The following is a 22,418-nucleotide window of genomic DNA, read 5'->3' on the forward strand; positions in this document are numbered from 1 at the left end:
CGAATATAAAGCGCATTGCTTTCAGCAGCCTTACAGACCCGGTGGTGAATTGCTGACGCCGGATCACGGGCCGGCGTCGGTTATTTCCATGCTTCTTGTAGTCTTAGTGCACCAGCATGCCGGTGAACCAGTAGGCCTGAGCCAAGGTGATCAAACCGACAATCGTTGCAAAGAATAGGCTGTGCTTGAGGGTGAAGCGGAACAGATCCGATTCCTTGCCGACCAGACCGGTCGCGGCGCAGGCCACGGCGATCGATTGCGGCGAGATCATCTTGCCGGTCACGCCGCCGCTGGTATTGGCCGCCACCAGCAAAGTGTCGTTGATGCCGATCTGGTGGGCGGTGGTCGCTTGCAACGAACTGAACAGGGCGTTCGACGAAGTATCCGAACCGGTGAGGAACACGCCCAGCCAACCGAGGAACGGCGAGAAGAACGGGAACGCCGCGCCAGTACCCGCCAGCACCAGGGCCATTGTCGAGGACATGCCGGAGTAGTTGGTGACGAAGGCGAATGCCAGCACCATGCCGATCGACAGGATCGGCCAGCGCAGTTCGTAGAAGGTCTCTTTCAAAGTGGTCAGACCAGTTTTGAAATTGATCTTCAGTACCAGCATCGAAATCAGCGCGGAGAAGAAAATCGCCGTGCCGGTGGCGGAAATCGGGTCGAGTTTGAACACCGCTGGAATCGCGGTCGGGTTGGCCACGATTGGCGCAGTCTTGATCACCAGTTGATCAAGGTGCGGAATCGCGAAGTTGAACACCCAGCTGTACATCGAACCACCGGCGGCGAACATCGCTTTAAAAGGCTTCAGCGTCCAGATGGTCACCAGCACAGTGAGGATCAGGAACGGCGACCACGCCTTGAAAATTTCCCCGAGGCTGTAGGGCGACGCCACGGTGGTGCGCTTCTGGCCGAAACCGCCGACGCTGGCGCTGACCACCGAAGCGGATACGGCGCCAACGATGTGCTGGCCGGCGGCGCGACGTGGTTGCCAGACCTTGAGGAACAGGGTCAGGGAAATCAGGCTGGCCAGTGCCGAGGTAATGTCTGGCAGTTCCGGGCCGATGAAGTTGGAGGTGAAGTATTGGGTGATGGCGAAACTCAGACCTGCCACCAGCGCGGCCGGCCAGGTTTCGCGCACACCGCGCAGGCCGTCCATCATGAACACCAGCCAGAACGGCACGAACAGTGACAGCAGTGGCAGCTGGCGACCGGTCATGGCGCCGATCTTGAAGGCGTCGATGCCAGTGACCTGGCCCGCCACGATGATCGGAATCCCCAGCGCGCCGAACGCCACCGGAGCGGTGTTGGCGATTAGGCACAGGCCGGCGGCGTACAGCGGATTGAAGCCCAGTCCTACAAGGAGTGCGGCAGTAATCGCTACCGGCGCGCCGAATCCGGCGGCACCTTCCAGAAATGCGCCGAAGCAGAAACCGATCAGCAATACCTGCAAGCGCTGGTCATCGGTAATCGACAGAACCGAGCTGCGGATGACCTCGAACTGACCGCTCTTCACCGTCAGCTTGTAGAGGAACACTGCCGCGACAATGATCCAGGCAATCGGCCACAGACCATAAGCGAAACCATAACCAGCGGCGGCGAACGCCATGTCCACTGGCATCTGGAAGGCGAAAATCGCCACGGCAATCGAAAGCGCGAGGGTGATGCTGCCGGCCACATGGCCTTTGAGACGGAACACCGCCAGGGCGAGAAAGAAGAACACGATGGGAATGACGGCCGCGAGAGCGGAGACGCCGAGACTGCCGAGCGGACTGTAGAGCTGTTGCCAGGTTTGCATGGTGGGGTGGCCCCTAATTGTTGTTGGTCAGGCACTGTGAGCAATCTTGGGTAATTGGTAATACCAATTTACAAGCGCTGTTGGCTAGGGTAAAAGCCTTGGTAGCGGTGTGTCAATTTGCCGCTCTGAAACTTTCGTCGAAGATGCGGTGCAGAGGGCAACTGATCCGCTTTGGCGAAGTGGCGTCTGGCAGGTGTCGGCGGCGCGCGGATAGGCCAGAATAGACACCCCGGCGAGCGGTCGGGATCGTGGAGAAATGAGTTATGGGCTTTGATCAGATACGTCAGCGCCGTTTGTCTGACGATATTGTCGAGCGCCTCGAGGGGATGATCCTCGAGGGCACGCTGAAGTCGGGCGAACGTCTGCCGGCCGAGCGCACGCTGGCCGAACAATTTGGCGTATCACGCCCGTCGTTGCGCGAGGCGATTCAGAAACTCGCGGCCAAAGGCTTGCTGGTCAGTCGCCAGGGCGGCGGCAATTATGTGGTGGAGGGCCTGGGTTCGACGTTCAGCGATCCGCTGCTGCAATTGCTTGAAAGCAATCCCGAAGCGCAGCGTGATTTGCTCGAATTCCGGCACACCCTGGAGGCATCGTGTGCCTACTACGCCGCTTTGCGCGCCACCGATGTCGATCGTGAGCGCCTGACCGCTGCGTTCGAAGAGCTGCAGGATTGCTACTCGCGCCATGAAGAAGTCAGCCGGGCGGAAGAAGGCGCGGCAGATGCAAAATTTCATCTGGCGATTGCCGAAGCCAGCCACAACGCGGTGTTGCTGCATACGATTCGCGGACTGTTCGATCTGCTCAAGCGCAACGTCGTGACCAACATCGGCGGCATGTACAAACAGCGCACGGAAACTCGCGACATGCTGATCTCGCAGCACCGGGAATTGTATCTGGCGATTATCGAAGGGCGTGCCGAGCAGGCGAGGGAAGTGTCCAGCCGACATATTCTGTATGTGCAGGAAGTGCTGGAAGAGGTGCGTCAGGAGGTGCAGCGCATGGCTCGGGCGGAGCGGCGCAAGGGGATGTGATCAGGTGTGTTTGTGTTGATGCTGAAATAGCTTTCGCGAGCAGGCTCGCTCCCACCTTTGAAATGCATTCCAAGGTGGGAGCGAGCCTGCTCGCGAATTGGCGCTAAAGGAGGAAGATCAGTCTTCCTTGCCCTTGTTGCGCACCGCACGCTGCAATTCACGACCGGCATCGCGCTCGCGCTCGGTGTCACGCTTGTCGTATTCCTTCTTGCCCTTGCCCAGAGCGATCTCGCACTTGACCATGTGCTTGCTCCAGTACCAGGACAGGCAGACGCAGGCGTAACCCTTTTGCTGCACGGCGGCGGCAAGCTTGTCCAGCTCGCGGCGGTTGAGCAGCAGTTTGCGCGTGCGCACCGGGTCGGCGATGACGTGGGTGCTTGCGGTCATCAACGGCGTGATGTGGCTGCCGAGCAACCATGCTTCGCCGTCCTTGAGCAGCACATAGCTGTCGACCAGCTGCAACTTGCTCGCCCGCAGACTTTTTACTTCCCAGCCGGCCAGGACCAGACCAGCCTCGAACTTGTGCTCGATGAAGTAATCGTGTCGCGCCTTTTTGTTCTGCGCGATGGTCCCTGTTGGGTGTTTCTTCTGTTTAGCCATAGGGGCGGCATTATATGGAGTTGTTCGGCTGTCGGCTACGGTGTTGCTGCGTGCTTGAGCAGGTTGAGTGAATCCCGGACAATGCGGCCTCTTTTTCTAACGCTTGGGCGTGATAAACGATGTCGACAGACAAGGTTTCTGTCCACGGCAGTTGGGCTAGCCGCTGGGTATTCATACTCGCCGCGACCGGTTCGGCCGTGGGACTGGGTAGTATCTGGAAGTTCCCCTACATGGTCGGGGTCTACGGCGGCGGCGCTTTCGTGCTGATGTTCCTGGCGTGCATCGCGCTCATCGGCGTGCCGGTCATGCTCGCGGAAACCCTGATCGGCCGGCGCGCCCGGCAAAGTCCGGCGAACGCCTTGAAGGTGCTGGCACTGGAAGCCGGACACTCGGCCAAATGGTCTTGGGGCGCGTTTGCCGGGATGATCACGGCCCTGCTGATCCTGTCTTTCTACAGTGTGGTCGGCGGCTGGTCGCTGGACTACATCGTCGACATGGGTCGTGGCGATTTCCAGGGCGCGACGGCTGATCAGGTCGGCGCCTATTTCGGCAATGTCATTTCCAATCCATGGCGCCTGACACTTTGGCACACGATTTTCATGCTGCTGTCGGCCTTCGTGATCGCCAAAGGCGTGGTCGCCGGGCTTGAACGCAGCCTGCGAATCATGATGCCGCTGCTGTTCGTGATGATTCTGGTGCTGCTGGGCTACAGCATGACCACCGGGCATTTCATGGAAGGCGTGCATTTCATGTTCGACTTCCACCCGGAAAAAGTCCTCGACGGCCTGCTGCCGGCGATGGGGCACGCGTTCTTCTCGCTGAGCGTCGGCGTCGGTTCGATCATGATCTACGGCGCCTACATGCCAAAGAACACCTCGTTGTCGGGCACGGTGGTCGGTGTCGCGCTGCTGGATACTTTCGTATCGCTGGTCGCCGGCCTGGCACTGTTTCCGATTGTGTTCGCCGCTGGCCTGAACCCAAGCGAAGGCCCAGGGCTGATGTTCGTCAGCCTGCCATTTGCTTTTGGTAATGTCTTTTTCGGCCAGTTGATGGGCGTGGTGTTCTTCGTGTTGGTCGCGGTGGCAGCGTGGAGTTCGGCGATTTCGCTGCTTGAGCCAATGGTGGCTTACCTGGTAGAGCGCACTAAAATCAGCCGCATCTGGGTCACGTTCTGGCTGGCGTTCACCTGCTGGTTTGTTGGTCTGGGCACCGTGTTTTCTTTCAATATCTGGAAGGAAGCCAAGTTTTTCGTGAACGAAGGCGGGACGTTCAGCCTCTATCAATGGGGTGCGCAGAGCGGTCTCGACTTCTTCGGCGTGATCGATTTCTTCACCTCGCGGATCATGTTGCCCCTCGGTGGCTTGTGTTTCGTGCTGTTCGCGGGATGGGTGATGGGGCGTGAGGCGGTGCGGGATGAATTGTCCATCCGTAACCCGGTTCTGTTTGCTCTGTCCCTGTTCTTGATGCGCTACGTGGCGCCTATCGGCATTCTTGTAGTCTTTGCCGCTCAGCTCTGGAAGTAACGCTTACATGACGACACATATCCAACGATCCGCGCTTCTGCCGTACCCGGCGCAGTTTCTCTACGACCTGGTCAACGACGTCGCGCGGTACCCGGAGTTTCTGCCGTGGTGCTCGGAGGCTGAAGTGCTGGAAAGCTCGCCGGAACACATGCGCGCCAGTGTCGGCGTCGCGAAGGGTGGCCTCAGTCAGCATTTCGTCACGCGCAACACGCTGGTGCCGGGGCAGTCGATCGAGATGAATCTTGAAGAAGGCCCGTTCACTCAGTTGCACGGCATCTGGGTCTTCAAGGCGCTGAACGAAAAGGCCTGCAAGATCAGTCTGGATCTGTCGTTCGATTATGCCGGGCCGTTGGTGCGCGCAACTCTGGGGCCGTTGTTCAATCAGGCGGCCAATCAGTTGGTGGATGCTTTCTGCCAGCGCGCCAAGCAGATGCATGGTTGAGCCGGTGATCGAGATAGAAGTCGTGTACGCGGCGGTTGATCGGCAGGTTCTGCGTGCGATCAGCGTCGCTGAAGGCGTTAGCGTTCGGGCGGCGGTGCACGCATCGGGCATCGCGGCCGAGTTTCCTGAGCTGAATCTGGCGCAGTGCCCGCTGGGGATTTTTGGCAAGGTCGTGACTGACGCGGATTCTCGCCCTGTTCAGGTAGGCGACCGGATCGAAATTTATCGACCGCTGCTGGCTGATCCCAAAGAGGTTCGACGCCTGCGTGCGGCCAAGGCTGCCGAGGCAAAGGCACGTAATTCCTGATTAAGCCAAACGGCAGGCAATAAAAAACCCGGAATCTCCGGGTTTTTTAATGCCTCGCCTATTACTGCGGCGAGGTGTCCAGCGGCTCTGGTGTCGGAACCGGTACGGTTTCCACACCATCGACGTCCTTCTGGATCTGATCCAGCAAAGAGCCTGGTTTGGCTGGCTTCTCGGCTTCTGGCTTGTCGGCGTTTTCAGCAGGCGCGGTCACGGTAGTACCGCTGTCCTTGCCGAGAATGGCTTCATCACGGCTCACGCCGGGCATGAAGTCACCGGACAGGCTGACAAGCTGGTCGTTGGAGTTGAAGATAACGCTGATTCGTTCCTGCTGGCGTTCACCGCCACCCGGTTGCAGGCTGTACAGATAATCCCAGCGATCGGCATGGAACGTGTCGGCAAGCAGAGGGTTGCCCATGATAAACCGTACTTGCGGCCGGGTCATTCCCGGGCGTAACTGGTCTATCATGTCCTGCGTGACGACATTGCCCTGCTGGATGTCGATTTTGTAAACCCCGGGGAATGAACAACCGGCGAGTGCGAGCAGTCCCACAAAGGTGAAACTGGTTAGCAAGAGCTTGGTGTTTTGCATCGGTGGGCGACTTCCACTATCTTGGCTGGGACAACGTAAACGCCGATCATACCCGCATTAAGAGAAGCTGCGAAGCAGCATCGCGAGAAAGCTGACCATGGTTGAAAATAGCGAACTACGCAAAGCCGGCCTCAAAGTGACCCTGCCACGGGTCAAGATCCTGCAAATGCTCGACTCTACCGAGCAGCGCCACATGAGTGCCGAGGACGTCTACAAGGCGTTGATGGAAGCTGGTGAGGACGTTGGTCTGGCCACGGTTTACCGTGTACTGACCCAGTTCGAAGCGGCCGGCCTCGTGGTCCGCCACAACTTCGACGGCGGCCACGCGGTCTTCGAACTGGCTGACGGTGGCCACCACGACCATATGGTCAACGTGGAATCGGGTGAAGTGATCGAATTCTTCGACGAAGAAATCGAAAAACTTCAGAAATCGATCGTCGAGAAGCATGGCTTCGAAATGGTTGATCACAACCTGGTGCTGTACGTGCGCAAGAAAAAGTAAGCATGTCGCGCGAATTTCACATTCGCGAAACGAGCGAAGGCGACCCAAGGGTCGCCTTCGTGCTTTCTACTATTTGTTACGCCTTGGCGGTCACCACCATTTTTTTCGCGTGAGCCAGGGATTCCTTGGTCAGATCGATGCCGCCGAGCATGCGCGCGACTTCTTCGATGCGCTCGTTCTTTGTCAGCTTCGCGACAGCGGTGTGAGTCGCCTTCTCGTCGCGAACCTTGTGCACGAACAGATGCTGATGCCCTTGCGCCGCCACTTGCGGCAAGTGCGTCACGGTCAGGACCTGGCCGCGATCACCGAGACGGCGCAGTAACTGGCCGACAATCTCGGCAGTCGGACCGCCAATACCTACGTCCACTTCGTCGAACACCAGCGTCGGCACGCGGGAGGTCTGGGCGGTAATGACCTGAATCGCCAGACTGATCCGCGACAGCTCACCGCCGGAGGCGACTTTCGCCAGCGCTTTGAGCGGTTGGCCGGGGTTGGCGCTGACCAGCAGTTCGACCTGTTCCAGCCCGTTCGGCAGCAACTCGTCGCTGCTGTTGGCTTTCAGTTCGATGGTGAATCGGCCGCCGGGCATGCCCAGGCGCTGGATTTCCTGCTCCACCGCACTGGCGAGGCTGCCGGCCGCTTGATGACGAAGGTCGCTCAGCTCGCGGGCTTTCTCCTGATAGTGGCGGGCGTAGGACGCCAGTTCTTCACCCAGGCGTTCGATGGATTCATCGTTGGCGTTGAGGGTTTCGATTTCATCGAGCAGCTTTTGCTGCATCTCGCCGACTTCGGTCGGTTGAATCCGGTGTTTGCGCGCCAGGGTGTAGATCGCGTCGAGGCGCTCTTCCAGGTATTGCAGGCGAGCCGGGTCGGCATCAAAGTTGTCGAGGAAGCGGTTGAGCTCGCCGACTGCTTCTTCTACCTGAATCTGTGCACTGGTCAGCAGGCTGCTGGCTTCTCCCAGCGCCCCCACCGAGCTGTTCACACTGGACAGACGATTGAGGCTGGCGGTCAGTGCATTCAGGACATTCCCTGAATCACTTTCACTGCATTGCTCGACCACTTGCCGGCAAATGCCCAGCAAGGTTTCGGCGTTGGTCAGGTTCTTGTGTTCCTGCTCCAGTTGCTCCAGTTCATTTTCGCCGAGGCCGAGGTTCTCCAATTCCTCAAGCTGATAGCTGAGCAACTGATGACGTGCGCGTTGTTCGTCGCCGGAGTTGGACAGCCGCTCCAGTTCCTGGCGGGTCTGACGCCAGCGTTGCGCGGCAAGCTGCACCTGACGCGCCAGGTCGGTGGCGCCGGCGTACTCGTCGAGCAGGCGGCGATGAGTATCAGTTTTCAGCAGCGATTGATGTTCATGCTGGCTGTGGATATCGATCAGCAGCTCGCCGAGGGCTTTGAGGTCGCCAAGCGGGCAGGGCGTGCCGTTGATATAACCGCGCGAACGACCTTCCGAGGTGATGACCCGGCGCAGGATGCACGGCCCGTCGTTTTCCAGATCGCGCTCGGCCAGCCAGGCGCTGGCTTCAGGGATATCAGCGAGATCGAAGGTGGCGAGAATGTCGGCTTTATCAGCGCCCGGGCGAACCACGCCGCTGTCGGCGCGATCACCCAGGGTGAGGCCCAGGGCATCGAGCATGATCGACTTGCCGGCGCCGGTTTCCCCTGTGATCACGCTCATCCCGCGATCAAGTTCGAGATCGAGATGTTCGACGATGGCGTAGTTGTGTACGGACAGGTGCACCAGCATAAAGGCAGCTCCCAGGCTTGAGGTCTGGTTATTTATACAGTGTTTTGTTCAGGCCTGACAATGCCCGCCCTTAGCTCGATTTGCTTGATCGAAAAGTTTTCTTAGCGCATTCAAGAATGAGTATTCAGCACTTTTTTGTAGGGACAATTGTTTTCAGCCCTTGAAGCCTGATTTTGCGGCCCCATATATCGGGGCAGAAGCGCGAGTCAGGCTCGCGGACGAAATTGAAAGGAGAATTCTATGGCTGACGAACAGACAGTAGATACGCAAAACCCAGATGCCAATCAGGCGCCCGAAGGTTCGGGTGACGACCTGGCGACCCGTGTGCAAGTGCTCGAAGAGCAATTGGCCGCCGCGCAGGATCAGTCTCTGCGTGTTGCTGCCGATCTGCAGAACGTTCGCCGCCGTGCCGAGCAGGACGTCGAGAAGGCGCACAAGTTTGCCCTGGAAAAATTCGCCAGCGACCTGCTGCCGATCGTCGACAGCCTGGAGCGCGGCCTCGAGCTGTCGAGCCCGGACGACGAAAGCATCCGCCCGATGCGCGAAGGCATCGAGCTGACCCTGAAAATGTTCCACGACACCCTCAAGCGCTACCAGCTTGAAGCGATCGATCCGCATGGCGAACCGTTCAACGCCGTTCACCATCAGGCGATGGCCATGCAGGAAAGTGCCGACGTCGAGCCGAACAGCGTGTTGAAGGTTTTCCAGAAGGGCTACCAGCTCAATGGTCGCCTGCTGCGCCCGGCGATGGTCGTGGTCAGCAAGGCGCCGGCACCGGTTTCGCCTTCGATTGACGAGCAGGCTTGAAATTAGCCGCAAGGCCCCCATTTAGAAGTCAAGCGTTTAAGTGCTACCGCAGTCAGCCACCACTGCTGCGGCAACAAAATCCAAAGTTTCGGGAGAGTGAACATGGGCAAAATTATCGGTATCGACCTGGGGACTACCAACTCCTGCGTCTCCGTGCTGGAAAACGGCAAAGCCAAAGTTATTGAAAACGCTGAAGGCGCGCGTACCACGCCGTCGATCATCGCTTACGCCAACGATGGCGAAATTCTGGTAGGTCAGTCGGCCAAGCGTCAGGCTGTAACCAACCCGCACAACACCCTGTACGCGGTAAAGCGTCTGATCGGTCGTCGTTTCGACGAAGAAGTCGTGCAGAAAGACATCCAGATGGTCCCTTACAAGATCGTCAAGGCTGACAACAACGACGCCTGGGTAGAAGTGAACGGCCAGAAAATGGCACCGCCACAAATCTCGGCTGAAATTCTGAAGAAGATGAAGAAGACCGCCGAAGACTACCTCGGCGAGGCAGTGACCGAAGCGGTGATCACCGTTCCGGCCTACTTCAACGACAGCCAGCGTCAAGCCACCAAAGACGCCGGCCGCATCGCTGGTCTGGACGTAAAACGCATCATCAACGAACCAACCGCAGCCGCTCTGGCTTACGGTATGGACAAGGCCAAGGGCGATCACACCGTGATCGTTTATGACCTGGGTGGCGGTACTTTCGACGTTTCCGTAATCGAAATCGCTGAAGTTGACGGTGAGCACCAGTTCGAAGTGTTGGCCACCAACGGTGACACCTTCCTCGGCGGTGAAGACTTCGACATTCGTCTGATCGACTACCTCGTTGACGAATTCAAGAAAGAAAGCGGCATGAACCTCAAAGGTGACCCGCTGGCCATGCAGCGTCTGAAAGAAGCCGCTGAGAAAGCCAAGATCGAGCTGTCGTCCGCTCAGTCGACCGACGTCAACCTGCCGTACATCACTGCAGACGCGACCGGTCCTAAGCACCTGAACGTGAAAATCTCCCGTGCCAAGCTCGAAGCACTGGTTGAAGACCTGGTTCAGCGCACCATCGAACCTTGCCGCATTGCCATGAAAGACGCCGGTATCGACGTCAGCGCGATCAACGACGTGATTCTGGTCGGTGGTCAGACTCGTATGCCGCTGGTGCAGAAGCTGGTTACCGATTTCTTCGGTAAAGAAGCGCGTAAAGACGTCAACCCGGACGAAGCTGTTGCCATGGGTGCTGCGATCCAGGGCGCTGTTCTGGCCGGTGACGTGAAAGACGTGCTGCTGCTCGACGTCAGCCCGCTGACCCTGGGTATCGAAACCATGGGTGGCGTGATGACCGCGCTGATCGAGAAAAACACCACGATTCCTACCAAGAAATCGCAAGTGTTCTCGACTGCCGACGACAACCAGGGTGCTGTGACCATTCACGTTCTGCAGGGTGAGCGCAAGCAAGCCGCACAGAACAAATCGCTGGGCAAGTTCGACCTGGCCGACATTCCACCAGCTCCACGTGGCGTGCCGCAGATCGAAGTGACCTTCGACATCGACGCCAACGGCATCCTGCACGTCGGCGCGAAAGACAAGGCTACCGGCAAGACCCAGTCGATCGTGATCAAGGCCAACTCCGGTCTGTCCGACGAAGAAATCGAGCGCATGGTGCGTGACGCCGAGGCGAATGCCGAGGAAGACCGCAAGTTCGAAGAACTGGCCGCTGCCCGTAACCAGGGTGATGCACTGGTGCACTCGACTCGCAAGATGATCGCTGACGCGGGCGACAAGGTCACCGCCGAAGAGAAGACTGCAATCGAAGCTGCAGTGGTTGCGCTGGAAGCCGCCGTCAAAGGCGACGACAAGGCTGCCATCGAAGCCAAGGTTGAAGAGCTGTCGAAAGTCTCCGCTCCGGTTGCTCAGAAGATGTACGCCGAACAGGCTCAGCCAGCTGATGGCGCGGCCCCGCAAGGCGAATCGGCTGAGAAGGCTGACGACGTTGTCGACGCCGAGTTCGAAGAAGTCAAAGACCACAAGTAAGTTGTTGGTCGCCCGGTTGACTGCCTTGCGGCGGTGACTGGTAGGATGTCGCCGCGCGGGAGCTTGCCTCCCGCGTTGGCGTATCTGGAATACGCGAATTTTTACAGCATGCGACACCGTTCGGATGTTGGCGGTATGGCCGGGAATGCTCCTGCTTTTCGCGCCGCAGATACCGCATCAATCAAGACCAGGATCGTTGAATTGACGTGAGTTGGGTCCGGGCCTTAATGGGGGCTCAACGAGTTTGGCGAGGCTCAGGAGGGGTTTGCCGAACGTCCTTAAGAGTGCAAAGAACTTATGGCAAAGCGTGACTATTACGAAGTATTGGGTGTCGAGCGGGGCACGAGCGAAGCGGACCTGAAGAAGGCCTATCGCCGCCTGGCTATGAAGCACCACCCCGACCGTAATCCCGGCGACAAAGCTTCCGAAGAAGCATTCAAAGAGGCCAACGAGGCCTATGAAGTGTTGTCCGACGCCAGCAAGCGCGCGGCATACGACCAGTATGGTCATGCCGGCGTCGATCCGAGCATGGGTGGCGGCGGTGCCGGTTTCGGTGGCCAGAACTTCTCGGATATCTTCGGCGATGTCTTCAGTGATTTCTTCGGTGGCGGTCGCGGTGGTGCCCGTGGCGGCGCTCAGCGTGGCAGCGATCTGCGCTACACCCTGGAGCTGAATCTGGAAGAAGCGGTGCGCGGCACGTCGGTGAATATCCGCGTTCCGACACTGGTCAACTGCAAGCCATGCGATGGTTCGGGGGCCAAGAAAGGCTCGTCGCCGACGACGTGCCCGACCTGCGGCGGCATCGGCCAGGTGCGCATGCAGCAGGGCTTCTTCTCGGTGCAGCAGACCTGCCCGCGCTGCCATGGCCAGGGCAAGATCATTTCCGATCCGTGCGACTCCTGCCACGGCGACGGTCGCGTCGAAGAGTACAAAACCCTGTCGGTCAAAGTGCCTGCCGGTGTTGATACTGGCGACCGTATTCGTCTGTCCGGCGAAGGCGAGGCGGGTACTCAGGGTGGGCCGACTGGCGACCTGTACGTTGTGATCAATGTGCGCGAACACGACATCTTCCAGCGTGACGGCAAGCATCTGTTCTGCGAAGTGCCGATCAGCTTCGTCGACGCTGCACTGGGCGGCGAGTTGGAGATTCCGACCCTCGACGGTCGCGTCAAACTGAAAATCCCTGAAGGCACGCAGACCGGCAAGCAGTTCCGCGTACGCGGCAAAGGCGTTGCGCCAGTGCGTGGCGGCGGTGCCGGCGACCTGATGTGCCGTGTCGCTGTGGAAACGCCGGTCAACCTCAACCGTCGTCAGCGTGAGCTGCTGGAAGAATTCCGCAGCTCCCTGGCCGACGACAACAGCCACTCGCCGAAAACCACCGGTTGGTTCGACGGTGTGAAGCGTTTCTTCGGCGATTTGTAAGGAGTCGGCATGCGACGTATTGCAGTGATGGGCGCCGCCGGGCGCATGGGCAAGACCCTGATTGAAGCGGTGCAGCAGACGCCGGGCGCCGGTCTGACGGCGGCGGTCGATCGTCCCGACAGCACGCTGGTCGGCGCGGATGCCGGTGAGCTGGCAGCGCTGGGCCGTATCGGCGTGCCGCTGTCCGGTGATCTGGATCGTGTGGTTGAAGAGTTCGATGTGTTGATCGACTTCACTCACCCGACCGTGACCCTGAAGAATCTCGCGTTCTGCCGCAAACACGGCAAAGCGATGATCATCGGCACCACCGGTTTCAGTGTTGAAGAGAAGCAATTGCTGGCCGATGCGGGCAAGGACATTCCGATCGTCTTCGCCGCCAACTTCAGCGTCGGCGTCAACCTGTGCCTGAAGTTGCTCGACACCGCTGCGCGCGTGCTGGGCGACGATGTCGATATCGAGATCATGGAAGCCCATCACCGCCACAAGGTCGATGCTCCGTCCGGTACGGCGGTGCGCATGGGTGAAGTGATTGCTGATGCGCTGGGGCGTGATCTGAAGAAGGTCGCGGTCTACGGTCGCGAAGGCCAGACCGGTGCGCGTGAGCGTGAAACCATTGGTTTCGCCACCGTGCGTGCTGGCGATATCGTCGGTGATCACACCGTGCTGTTCGCTGCCGATGGCGAGCGCGTCGAGATTACCCACAAGGCATCGAGCCGCATGACCTTCGCCAAGGGCGCGGTGCGTGCGGCGCTGTGGCTGGATGGTCGCGAGCCGGGCCTGTACGACATGCAAGACGTACTCGACCTGCGTTGAGTCGTTGCTGAACCCGGCGCAAACGTCCCGTTTTGCGCCGGTTTTTACCGCTTGGCGACGACCTGTCGCATTCTCCGGCCTTTAAGGCTCTTTAGCGGTGGACCAAAAACGCCCTTTTCTGTAAGCTACAGCTTTAGTGTGTCCACTAAAAGCGCGCAGAATAATTTCAGTGAAGAAGCGGGGTGACGTGTCCATACGTCACTCCGCTTTTTTACAACCTGCGATTGCCCTTTCATGCGTTATTTACGGGAGGTCTTCTTGACTAAGCCAGCCATACTCGCCCTTGCTGATGGCAGCATTTTTCGCGGCGAAGCCATTGGAGCCGACGGTCAGACCGTTGGTGAGGTGGTGTTCAACACCGCAATGACCGGCTATCAGGAAATCCTTACCGATCCTTCCTACGCCCAGCAGATCGTTACCCTGACTTACCCGCACATCGGCAACACCGGCACCACGCCGGAAGACGCCGAGTCCGACCGCGTCTGGTCCGCTGGCCTGGTCATCCGTGACCTGCCGCTGGTAGCGAGCAACTGGCGCAACACGATGTCCCTGTCTGATTACCTGAAAGCCAACAATGTAGTGGCAATCGCCGGTATCGACACCCGTCGCCTGACCCGCATCCTGCGTGAAAAAGGCGCTCAGAACGGCTGCATCATGGCCGGCGACAACATCTCCGAAGAAGCAGCCATCGCCGCTGCGCAGGGCTTCCCGGGCCTGAAGGGCATGGACCTGGCGAAAGTCGTCAGCACCAAGACCCAATACGAATGGCGCTCGACTGTCTGGGATCTGAAAACCGACAGCCACGCGACCATCGAAGCTTCCGAGCTGCCATATCACGTGGTCGCCTACGACTACGGCGTCAAGGTCAACATCCTGCGCATGCTGGTCGAGCGCGGCTGCCGCGTCACCGTGGTGCCTGCGCAAACTCCAGCCGCCGATGTGCTGGCGCTGAAGCCGGACGGCGTGTTCCTGTCCAACGGCCCTGGTGATCCGGAGCCATGCGACTACGCGATCCAGGCGATCAAGGAAGTGCTGGAAACCGAGACGCCGGTATTCGGCATCTGCCTCGGCCACCAACTGCTGGCTCTGGCCTCCGGCGCCAAGACCCTGAAAATGGGCCACGGCCACCACGGTGCCAACCACCCGGTGCAGGATCTGGACACAGGCGTGGTGATGATCACCAGCCAGAACCACGGTTTTGCGGTAGACGAAGCCACCCTGCCAGCCAACGTGCGCGCGATCCACAAATCGCTGTTCGACGGCACCCTGCAAGGCATCGAGCGCACCGACAAGAGCGCGTTCAGCTTCCAGGGTCACCCTGAAGCGAGCCCGGGCCCGAACGATGTCGCGCCACTGTTCGACCGCTTCATCAACGAGATGGCCAAGCGACGCTAAGCGTTCGCCTTGAGACTGTAGAGAGAAGGCCTCGAGGGCGGCCCCGGTACCGGCGGCCCCTTCGGGACTTCAGAAATCGATCAAGACGGCTTGCCGACTGACCTGCGGATTTGAGTGACAAACCATGCCAAAACGTACAGACATTAAAAGCATCCTGATTCTCGGCGCTGGCCCGATCGTGATCGGCCAGGCCTGCGAATTCGACTACTCCGGCGCCCAGGCCTGCAAAGCCCTGCGCGAAGAGGGTTACCGCGTCATCCTGGTGAACTCCAACCCGGCCACCATCATGACCGACCCGGACATGGCCGACGCCACCTACATCGAACCGATCAAGTGGCAGACCGTGGCCAAGATCATCGAAAAAGAGCGTCCGGACGCCGTGCTGCCAACCATGGGTGGCCAGACCGCTCTGAACTGCGCTTTGGACCTGGAGCGCGAAGGCGTTCTGGAGAAGTTCGGCGTAGAGATGATCGGTGCCAACGCCGACACCATCGACAAGGCTGAAGACCGTTCGCGTTTCGACAAGGCGATGAAATCCATCGGCCTGGCGTGCCCGCGTTCCGGCATCGCCCACAGCATGGAAGAAGCCAACGCGGTCCTCGAAACCCTCGGTTTCCCGTGCATCATCCGTCCGTCCTTCACCATGGGCGGCACCGGTGGCGGTATCGCTTACAACCGTGAAGAGTTCGAAGAAATCTGCGCCCGTGGTCTGGACCTGTCGCCGACCAAAGAGCTGCTGATCGACGAATCGCTGATCGGCTGGAAAGAATATGAAATGGAAGTTGTCCGCGACAAAAAGGACAACTGCATCATCGTCTGCTCGATCGAAAACTTCGACCCGATGGGCGTGCACACCGGCGACTCGATCACCGTAGCTCCAGCCCAGACGCTGACCGACAAGGAATACCAGATCCTGCGTAACGCCTCGCTGGCGGTACTGCGCGAGATCGGCGTCGAGACCGGTGGTTCCAACGTTCAATTCGGTATCTGCCCGAACACTGGCCGTATGGTCGTGATCGAAATGAACCCGCGTGTTTCGCGTTCCTCGGCACTGGCTTCGAAAGCCACCGGTTTCCCGATCGCCAAGGTCGCGGCCAAACTGGCTGTGGGCTACACCCTTGATGAGCTGTCGAACGACATCACCGGCGGCAAGACCCCGGCGTCCTTCGAACCGTCGATCGACTACGTCGTTACCAAGCTGCCACGCTTCGCCTTCGAGAAATTCGCCAAGGCTGACGCGCGCCTGACCACGCAAATGAAGTCGGTCGGTGAAGTCATGGCCATCGGCCGGACCTTCCAGGAATCCCTGCAGAAAGCCCTGCGCGGTCTGGAAGTCGGCGTTTGCGGTCTGGACGAGAAGCTCGATCTGAGCAACCCGGACAGCATGAGCGTGCTCAAGCGCGAACTGACCGTGCCGGGCGCCGAGCGTATCTGGTACGTGGCTGACGCCTTCCGCGCCGGTCTGTCGGTCGAAGACATCTTCGGCATGAATATGATCGACCCGTGGTTCCTGGTGCAGATCGAAGACCTGATCAAGGACGAAGAGAAGGTCAAGACCCTCGGTCTGTCCTCGATCGACCGCGACCTGATGTTCAAGCTCAAGCGCAAAGGCTTCTCCGATCAGCGTCTGGCGAAACTGCTGGGCGTCACCGAGAAAAACCTGCGTACGCATCGTCAGAAGCTGGAAGTGTTCCCGGTCTACAAGCGCGTTGACACCTGCGCCGCCGAGTTCGCTACCGACACCGCTTACCTGTACTCGACCTACGAGGAAGAGTGCGAGGCCGCGCCGTCGGGTCGCGACAAGATCATGATTCTGGGCGGCGGTCCGAACCGTATCGGCCAGGGCATCGAGTTCGACTACTGCTGCGTTCACGCTGCTCTCGCCCTGCGCGAAGACGGCTACGAAACCATCATGGTCAACTGCAACCCGGAAACCGTATCCACCGACTACGACACTTCCGACCGTCTGTACTTCGAGCCGGTAACCCTGGAAGACGTACTGGAAATCTGCCGCGTCGAGAAGCCGAAAGGCGTGATCGTCCAGTACGGCGGCCAGACTCCGCTGAAACTGGCTCGCGCACTGGAAGCTGCTGGCGTGCCGATCATCGGCACCAGCCCTGACGCCATCGACCGCGCCGAAGACCGTGAGCGCTTCCAGCAAATGGTCGAGCGTCTGAACCTGCGTCAGCCGCCAAACGCCACTGTGCGCAGCGAAGACGAAGCCGTTCGTGCTGCGGCGAAGATCGGTTATCCGCTGGTGGTGCGCCCGTCCTACGTGTTGGGCGGCCGTGCGATGGAAATCGTTTACAAGGAAGACGAACTCAAGCGCTATCTGCGTGACGCGGTGCAAGTGTCCAACGACAGCCCGGTGCTGCTCGACCACTTCCTCAACTGCGCCATCGAAATGGACGTGGATGCGGTCTGCGACGGCAAAGATGTAGTGATCGGCGCGATCATGCAGCACATCGAACAGGCGGGCGTTCACTCCGGTGACTCCGCTTGCTCGCTGCCGCCGTACTCGCTGCCGGCACACATCCAGGACGAGATGCGCGAACAGGTCAAGAAAATGGCTCTGGAACTGGGCGTTGTCGGCCTGATGAACGTGCAGTTGGCTTTGCAGGGCGAAGACATCTACGTCATCGAAGTCAACCCGCGCGCCTCGCGTACCGTACCGTTCGTTTCCAAGTGCATCGGTGTTTCCCTGGCCATGATCGCTGCGCGCGTGATGGCCGGTAAGACCCTGAAGGAAATCGGCTTCACCAAGGAAATCATCCCGAACTTCTACAGCGTGAAAGAGGCGGTGTTCCCGTTCGCCAAGTTCCCTGGCGTTGACCCGATCCTCGGCCCAGAGATGAAGTCGACCGGTGAAGTGATGGGCGTCGGCGACACCTTCGGCGAAGCATTCGCCAAGGCGCAGATGGGTGCCAGCGAAGTTCTGCCGACCGGCGGTACCGCGTTCATCAGCGTGCGCGATGACGACAAGCCACTGGTTGCAGGCGTGGCCCGTGATCTGATCAACTTGGGCTTCGAAGTGGTCGCCACTGCCGGCACTGCCAAGCTGATCGAAGCCGCAGGCCTGAAAGTGCGCCGCGTGAACAAGGTGACCGAGGGTCGTCCGCACGTGGTCGACATGATCAAGAATGACGAAGTCACGCTGATCATCAACACCACCGAGGGTCGTCAGTCGATCGCCGATTCGTACTCCATTCGTCGCAACGCCCTGCAGCACAAGATCTACTGCACCACCACTATTGCTGCGGGCGAAGCGATCTGCGAAGCGCTGAAGTTCGGTCCGGAAAAGACCGTGCGCCGCTTGCAGGATCTACACGCAGGATTGAAGGCATGAGCATAACCAAGTACCCAATGACTGTTCAGGGCGCTCGCGCCCTGGAAGAGGAGCATGCTCACCTGACCAAGGTCGTCCGTCCGAAGCTCAGCCAGGACATCGGTACGGCCCGCGAGTTGGGTGACTTGAAGGAAAACGCTGAATACCATGCTGCCCGCGAACAGCAAGGCATGGTCGAAGCGCGTATTCGTGATATCGAAGGCCGGATTCAGAATCAGGTCATCATCGATGTCACGACCATTCCTCACACCGGCAAAGTGATTTTCGGTACCACCGTCGAGATCGCCAACGTCGAGACTGATGAAAGCGTCACTTACCACATCGTGGGTGAGGATGAGGCTGACTTCAAACTCGGCAAGATCTCCGTCGGTTCGCCGCTGGCCCGCGCCTTGATTGGCAAGGAAGAGGGTGACGTTGTCGCCGTCAAAACGCCAAGCGGCGTGATCGAGTACGAGATTGTCGAAGTTCGTCACATCTGAAAGAAGGCGCCCGCTGCATGCGGGCGCCATGCTTTGGCAACTGACCCAGATGCTTTGGGTCGGTGGGCTATGGTTGATTCATGTCGGTTTGCAGCCGGCGCTGGGCCAGATCGGCTTGGCGCCGCTGTTGATCGACGAAGTCGCCAGTGCATTCGAAGTGCTGGTGGTGGGGTTCGCCGCTCTGTGCGTGATCTTTCAGGCTTTGGTGCTGGTACAGGCCGAGGGCCTTGCCAGTCTATGGCGGGATTTTCGCGGGCAGGTGCTGTTGATGGCGTTGTACGCGTGCGCGATGTATGTCGCTGTGCGTGTCGGCTGGCCGGATGCGCAGCGCTGGCAGGTATTCAGTTATCTGGTGCTGGGATTTTCCGGGCTGGTGCTGGTCATGCAGCCGGTGCCGGGATGGGGTGGCAGGGTGCGCGAAGCACACCCTTGACCCTGCGCATCACTTGAAGCGATGAACGTTCGACAGCTGCTTGTTGGCGCTGAAGTTCTTGCGGTAGACCAGAGCCATCTTGCCGATGACCTGAACCAGGTCCGCTTTGCCGACCTTGCACAGCTCGGCGATGTGCGCCAGGCGCGACTCGCGATCGAGGATATTGAGCTTGATCTTGATCAGCTCGTGATCGGCCAAGGCGCGTTCAAGTTCGGCTAAAACACCTTCAGTCAAACCGTTGTCCGCTACCGTCAACACTGGTTTGAGGTGGTGGCCGATGGATTTGTACTGTTTCTTCTGCTCTGGAGTGAGCGGCATAATCTGACCCTTTCGTCTGGATTCTGTAAAATGGCGGCCATTTTACCCGAGGGTTCGTGGATCCGCCCAACTAATCACGACCCTAATCATCGAGGTGCCCAATGGCGCGTTCCAAGACAAGCCTTGGTTGGCTGAAAAGACATGTCAACGATCCTTATGTGAAGCAGGCGCAGAAGGATGGCTACCGCTCGCGTGCAAGTTACAAGCTGCTGGAGATCCAGGAAAAATACAAATTGATCCGCCCGGGCATGAGCGTGGTCGACCTCGGCGCGGCGCCGGGTGGCTGGTCGCAGGTGACCAGTCGGCTGATCGGTGGCCAGGGGCGTCTGATCGCTTCGGACATTCTTGAAATGGACGGCATTCCGGACGTGACCTTCATTCAAGGTGACTTCACTGAGGACTCGGTGCTGGCTCAAATCCTTGAGGCTGTGGGTAATTCGCAGGTGGACCTTGTGATTTCCGATATGGCCCCCAATATGAGTGGTACGCCCGAAGTGGATATGCCCAAGGCCATGTTCCTGTGCGAGCTGGCTCTGGACCTGGCGGAACGGATCCTCAAGCCCGGTGGCAACTTCGTCATCAAGATTTTCCAGGGCGAGGGCTTCGACGTTTATCTGAAGGATGCTCGGAAGAAATTCGACAAGATCCAGATGATCAAGCCAGACTCTTCCCGTGGCAGCTCCCGAGAGCAGTACATGCTGGCCTGGGGTTATCGCGGTGGTGATGCGTGAAACGAGGTTTTTCGGCGGGGCGATAGGTTTTTCATATTTCGCTCTGCGTGCATAAGCGAATATTGTGTAGAAAGTGTTTCACAAAGGGTTACAGACGGCGCCTGCCAGAGTTGTAGGTAATGTAGTAAGTTAGGCCGGTGAATATCATGCGAAGCGCGCGCCAGTAGCGGAGCTTGCTTCAGAGGGTAGTTAATTGAACGATATGGCAAAGAATCTGATCCTGTGGTTGATCATCGCGGCAGTCCTGGTGACGGTGATGAACAACTTCTCCAGCCCTAACGAGCCGCAGACCCTCAACTATTCCGACTTCATCCAGCAGGTCAAGGATGGCAAGGTCGAACGCGTAGCCGTTGACGGCTATGTGATTACCGGCAAGCGCACCGATGGCGACAGCTTCAAGACCATTCGTCCGGCAATTCAGGACAATGGCCTGATCGGCGATCTGGTCGACAATCACGTTGTGGTTGAAGGCAAGCAGCCTGAACAGCAAAGCATCTGGACTCAGCTCCTGGTGGCCAGCTTCCCGATCCTGGTGATCATCGCGGTGTTCATGTTCTTCATGCGCCAGATGCAGGGTGGTGCCGGCGGCAAGGGCGGGCCGATGAGCTTCGGCAAGAGCAAGGCACGCCTGCTCTCCGAAGATCAGGTGAAAACTACTTTGGCCGACGTTGCCGGTTGCGACGAAGCCAAGGAAGAAGTCGGCGAGCTGGTTGAGTTCCTGCGTGATCCGGGCAAATTCCAGCGTCTGGGCGGTCGTATTCCGCGCGGCGTATTGATGGTCGGCCCACCGGGTACCGGTAAGACCTTGTTGGCCAAGGCGATTGCCGGCGAAGCCAAAGTGCCGTTCTTCACCATTTCCGGTTCTGACTTCGTCGAAATGTTCGTCGGTGTCGGCGCGAGCCGCGTCCGCGACATGTTCGAGCAGGCCAAGAAGCACGCCCCTTGCATCATCTTCATCGACGAAATCGATGCCGTAGGTCGCCATCGTGGCGCCGGCATGGGTGGCGGTCACGACGAACGTGAGCAGACTCTCAACCAGTTGCTGGTAGAGATGGACGGCTTCGAAATGAATGACGGCATCATCGTGATTGCTGCGACCAACCGTCCGGACGTACTCGACCCTGCGCTGCTGCGTCCGGGCCGTTTCGACCGTCAGGTGGTGGTTGGCTTGCCAGACATTCGCGGTCGCGAGCAGATTCTGAAAGTGCACATGCGCAAAGTGCCAATGGGCGACGACGTTGCTCCGGCAGTGATCGCACGTGGTACTCCGGGCTTCTCGGGTGCTGACCTGGCAAACCTGGTCAACGAAGCGTCGTTGTTCGCTGCACGTAGCGGCAAACGCATCGTCGAGATGAAAGAGTTCGAACTGGCGAAAGACAAGATCATGATGGGCGCCGAGCGCAAATCCATGGTCATGTCCGAGAAAGAAAAGCAGAACACGGCCTACCACGAAGCTGGCCATGCCATTGTCGGTCGCGTTGTTCCCGAGCATGATCCGGTCTACAAGGTGTCTATCATTCCGCGCGGTCGTGCGCTGGGTGTGACCATGTTCCTGCCGGAAGAAGATCGCTACAGCCTGTCCAAACGTGCGCTAATCAGCCAGATCTGCTCGTTGTACGGTGGCCGTATCGCTGAAGAAATGACCCTGGGCTTCGATGGTGTGACTACCGGGGCCTCCAACGACATCATGCGTGCAAGTCAGATTGCCCGGAACATGGTGACGAAATGGGGTCTGTCGGAAAAACTCGGTCCGCTGATGTACGCCGAAGAAGAAGGCGAAGTGTTCCTCGGTCGCGGTGGTGGTGGTCAGGCTGCCAGCTTCTCCGGTGAGACAGCCAAACTGATCGACTCCGAAGTGCGCAGCATCATTGATCAGTGCTACGGCACCGCCAAGCAGATCCTCACGGATAACCGTGACAAGCTGGATGCCATGGCTGATGCGCTGATGAAGTACGAAACCATCGATGCCGAGCAGATTGACGACATCATGGCCGGCCGCACACCTCGCGAACCTCGCGACTGGTCGGGTGGCACCGGTACGCCTCCGCCGCCTGTCGTGCAGGATGAGCGTCCGGAAAAACCGATTGGCGGTCCGGCTGCTGACGTTTAAGGC

General features: G+C 59.0%; 20 protein-coding genes. 15 read left to right on the forward strand and 5 right to left on the reverse strand.

Annotated elements, in window-relative coordinates:
• Positions 1-103: 103 nt before the first annotated feature.
• A complete protein-coding gene (locus tag PSH90_RS03605; protein WP_305382193.1) occupies positions 104-1,798 on the reverse strand; it encodes a lactate permease LctP family transporter in 1,695 nt (564 codons plus the stop codon).
• A gap of 263 nt (positions 1,799-2,061) precedes the next feature.
• Between PSH90_RS03605 and PSH90_RS03610 the strand changes: the two genes are divergently transcribed.
• Positions 2,062-2,829 carry an FCD domain-containing protein gene (locus tag PSH90_RS03610; protein ID WP_016771775.1) on the forward strand — a complete coding sequence of 256 codons (768 nt, stop codon included), beginning with the start codon at positions 2,062-2,064 and terminating at the stop codon, positions 2,827-2,829.
• A gap of 117 nt (positions 2,830-2,946) precedes the next feature.
• On the opposite strand, the gene smpB is transcribed toward PSH90_RS03610, so the two are convergent.
• Complete coding sequence (smpB, locus tag PSH90_RS03615; protein WP_007953781.1) at positions 2,947-3,429, reverse strand: SsrA-binding protein SmpB; 483 nt, start codon at positions 3,427-3,429, stop codon at positions 2,947-2,949.
• Positions 3,430-3,548: 119 nt separating this feature from the next.
• Here smpB and PSH90_RS03620 point away from each other — a divergent pair, with 119 nt between their 5' ends.
• The 3 genes from PSH90_RS03620 to PSH90_RS03630 are packed head-to-tail and all read left to right on the forward strand — an operon-like array spanning position 3,549 to position 5,701.
• Positions 3,549-4,952, forward strand: a complete 1,404-nt coding sequence (locus tag PSH90_RS03620; RefSeq protein WP_305382194.1) for a sodium-dependent transporter — start codon at positions 3,549-3,551, stop codon at positions 4,950-4,952.
• Positions 4,953-4,959: 7 nt separating this feature from the next.
• Entirely contained in the window at positions 4,960-5,394 is a 435-nt protein-coding gene (locus PSH90_RS03625; protein WP_016771773.1) for a type II toxin-antitoxin system RatA family toxin, read from the forward strand.
• A complete protein-coding gene (locus tag PSH90_RS03630) occupies positions 5,387-5,701 on the forward strand; it encodes an RnfH family protein (RefSeq protein WP_305382195.1) in 315 nt (104 codons plus the stop codon). The genes PSH90_RS03625 and PSH90_RS03630 overlap by 8 nt, the downstream gene beginning before the upstream one ends.
• A 61-nt stretch (positions 5,702-5,762) precedes the next feature.
• Here the strand turns inward: PSH90_RS03630 and PSH90_RS03635 are convergent, their stop codons facing one another.
• Positions 5,763-6,290, reverse strand: a complete 528-nt coding sequence (locus PSH90_RS03635; RefSeq protein ID WP_016771771.1) for an outer membrane protein assembly factor BamE — start codon at positions 6,288-6,290, stop codon at positions 5,763-5,765.
• Between the two features lie 97 nt (positions 6,291-6,387).
• On the opposite strand from PSH90_RS03635, the gene fur reads away from it, so the two are divergent.
• On the forward strand, positions 6,388-6,792 hold the full coding sequence (fur, locus tag PSH90_RS03640; RefSeq protein ID WP_016771770.1) for a ferric iron uptake transcriptional regulator: 405 nt from the start codon (positions 6,388-6,390) through the stop codon (positions 6,790-6,792).
• A 76-nt stretch (positions 6,793-6,868) separates the two neighbouring features.
• On the opposite strand, the gene recN is transcribed toward fur, so the two are convergent.
• On the reverse strand, positions 6,869-8,542 hold the full coding sequence (gene recN, locus PSH90_RS03645; protein WP_016771769.1) for a DNA repair protein RecN: 1,674 nt from the start codon (positions 8,540-8,542) through the stop codon (positions 6,869-6,871).
• Positions 8,543-8,782: 240 nt separating this feature from the next.
• On the opposite strand from recN, the gene grpE reads away from it, so the two are divergent.
• The 8 genes from grpE (at position 8,783) to PSH90_RS03685 (ending at position 19,256) form a co-directional block, all read left to right on the forward strand.
• Positions 8,783-9,349, forward strand: coding sequence for a nucleotide exchange factor GrpE (grpE, locus tag PSH90_RS03650; protein ID WP_039759570.1), 567 nt, complete (start codon positions 8,783-8,785; stop codon positions 9,347-9,349).
• A 102-nt stretch (positions 9,350-9,451) separates the two neighbouring features.
• Positions 9,452-11,368, forward strand: coding sequence for a molecular chaperone DnaK (dnaK, locus tag PSH90_RS03655; RefSeq protein WP_042608859.1), 1,917 nt, complete (start codon positions 9,452-9,454; stop codon positions 11,366-11,368).
• A gap of 297 nt (positions 11,369-11,665) precedes the next feature.
• Positions 11,666-12,790, forward strand: coding sequence for a molecular chaperone DnaJ (gene dnaJ / locus PSH90_RS03660; protein WP_016771767.1), 1,125 nt, complete (start codon positions 11,666-11,668; stop codon positions 12,788-12,790).
• Between the two features lie 9 nt (positions 12,791-12,799).
• Positions 12,800-13,603, forward strand: coding sequence for a 4-hydroxy-tetrahydrodipicolinate reductase (gene dapB, locus PSH90_RS03665; RefSeq protein WP_041477928.1), 804 nt, complete (start codon positions 12,800-12,802; stop codon positions 13,601-13,603).
• A gap of 258 nt (positions 13,604-13,861) precedes the next feature.
• Positions 13,862-14,998 (forward strand): glutamine-hydrolyzing carbamoyl-phosphate synthase small subunit, encoded by a 1,137-nt coding sequence (gene carA, locus PSH90_RS03670; RefSeq protein WP_016771765.1) that lies wholly within the window; start codon positions 13,862-13,864, stop codon positions 14,996-14,998.
• Between the two features lie 124 nt (positions 14,999-15,122).
• Positions 15,123-18,344 (forward strand): carbamoyl-phosphate synthase large subunit, encoded by a 3,222-nt coding sequence (gene carB, locus PSH90_RS03675; protein WP_016771764.1) that lies wholly within the window; start codon positions 15,123-15,125, stop codon positions 18,342-18,344.
• Between the two features lie 2 nt (positions 18,345-18,346).
• Positions 18,347-18,823: a transcription elongation factor GreA gene (gene greA / locus PSH90_RS03680; protein WP_038861135.1), complete on the forward strand. Its 477-nt coding sequence runs from the start codon at positions 18,347-18,349 to the stop codon at positions 18,821-18,823.
• 28 nt (positions 18,824-18,851) lie between these two features.
• Positions 18,852-19,256, forward strand: a complete 405-nt coding sequence (locus PSH90_RS03685; RefSeq protein ID WP_056782864.1) for a hypothetical protein — start codon at positions 18,852-18,854, stop codon at positions 19,254-19,256.
• A gap of 9 nt (positions 19,257-19,265) precedes the next feature.
• Here the strand turns inward: PSH90_RS03685 and PSH90_RS03690 are convergent, their stop codons facing one another.
• On the reverse strand, positions 19,266-19,574 hold the full coding sequence (locus tag PSH90_RS03690; protein ID WP_016771761.1) for a YhbY family RNA-binding protein: 309 nt from the start codon (positions 19,572-19,574) through the stop codon (positions 19,266-19,268).
• A 101-nt stretch (positions 19,575-19,675) separates the two neighbouring features.
• Here PSH90_RS03690 and rlmE point away from each other — a divergent pair, with 101 nt between their 5' ends.
• Both rlmE and ftsH read left to right on the forward strand, forming a co-directional pair.
• On the forward strand, positions 19,676-20,305 hold the full coding sequence (rlmE, locus tag PSH90_RS03695) for a 23S rRNA (uridine(2552)-2'-O)-methyltransferase RlmE (protein ID WP_056782866.1): 630 nt from the start codon (positions 19,676-19,678) through the stop codon (positions 20,303-20,305).
• A 202-nt stretch (positions 20,306-20,507) separates the two neighbouring features.
• Positions 20,508-22,415: an ATP-dependent zinc metalloprotease FtsH gene (gene ftsH, locus PSH90_RS03700; protein ID WP_016771759.1), complete on the forward strand. Its 1,908-nt coding sequence runs from the start codon at positions 20,508-20,510 to the stop codon at positions 22,413-22,415.
• The last annotated feature ends 3 nt before the right edge of the window (positions 22,416-22,418 follow it).

Origin of the sequence: Pseudomonas sp. FP1762 (assembly GCF_030687105.1) — a bacterium.
In the GTDB taxonomy this organism is placed as follows: Bacteria; Pseudomonadota; Gammaproteobacteria; order Pseudomonadales; family Pseudomonadaceae; genus Aquipseudomonas; species Aquipseudomonas siliginis.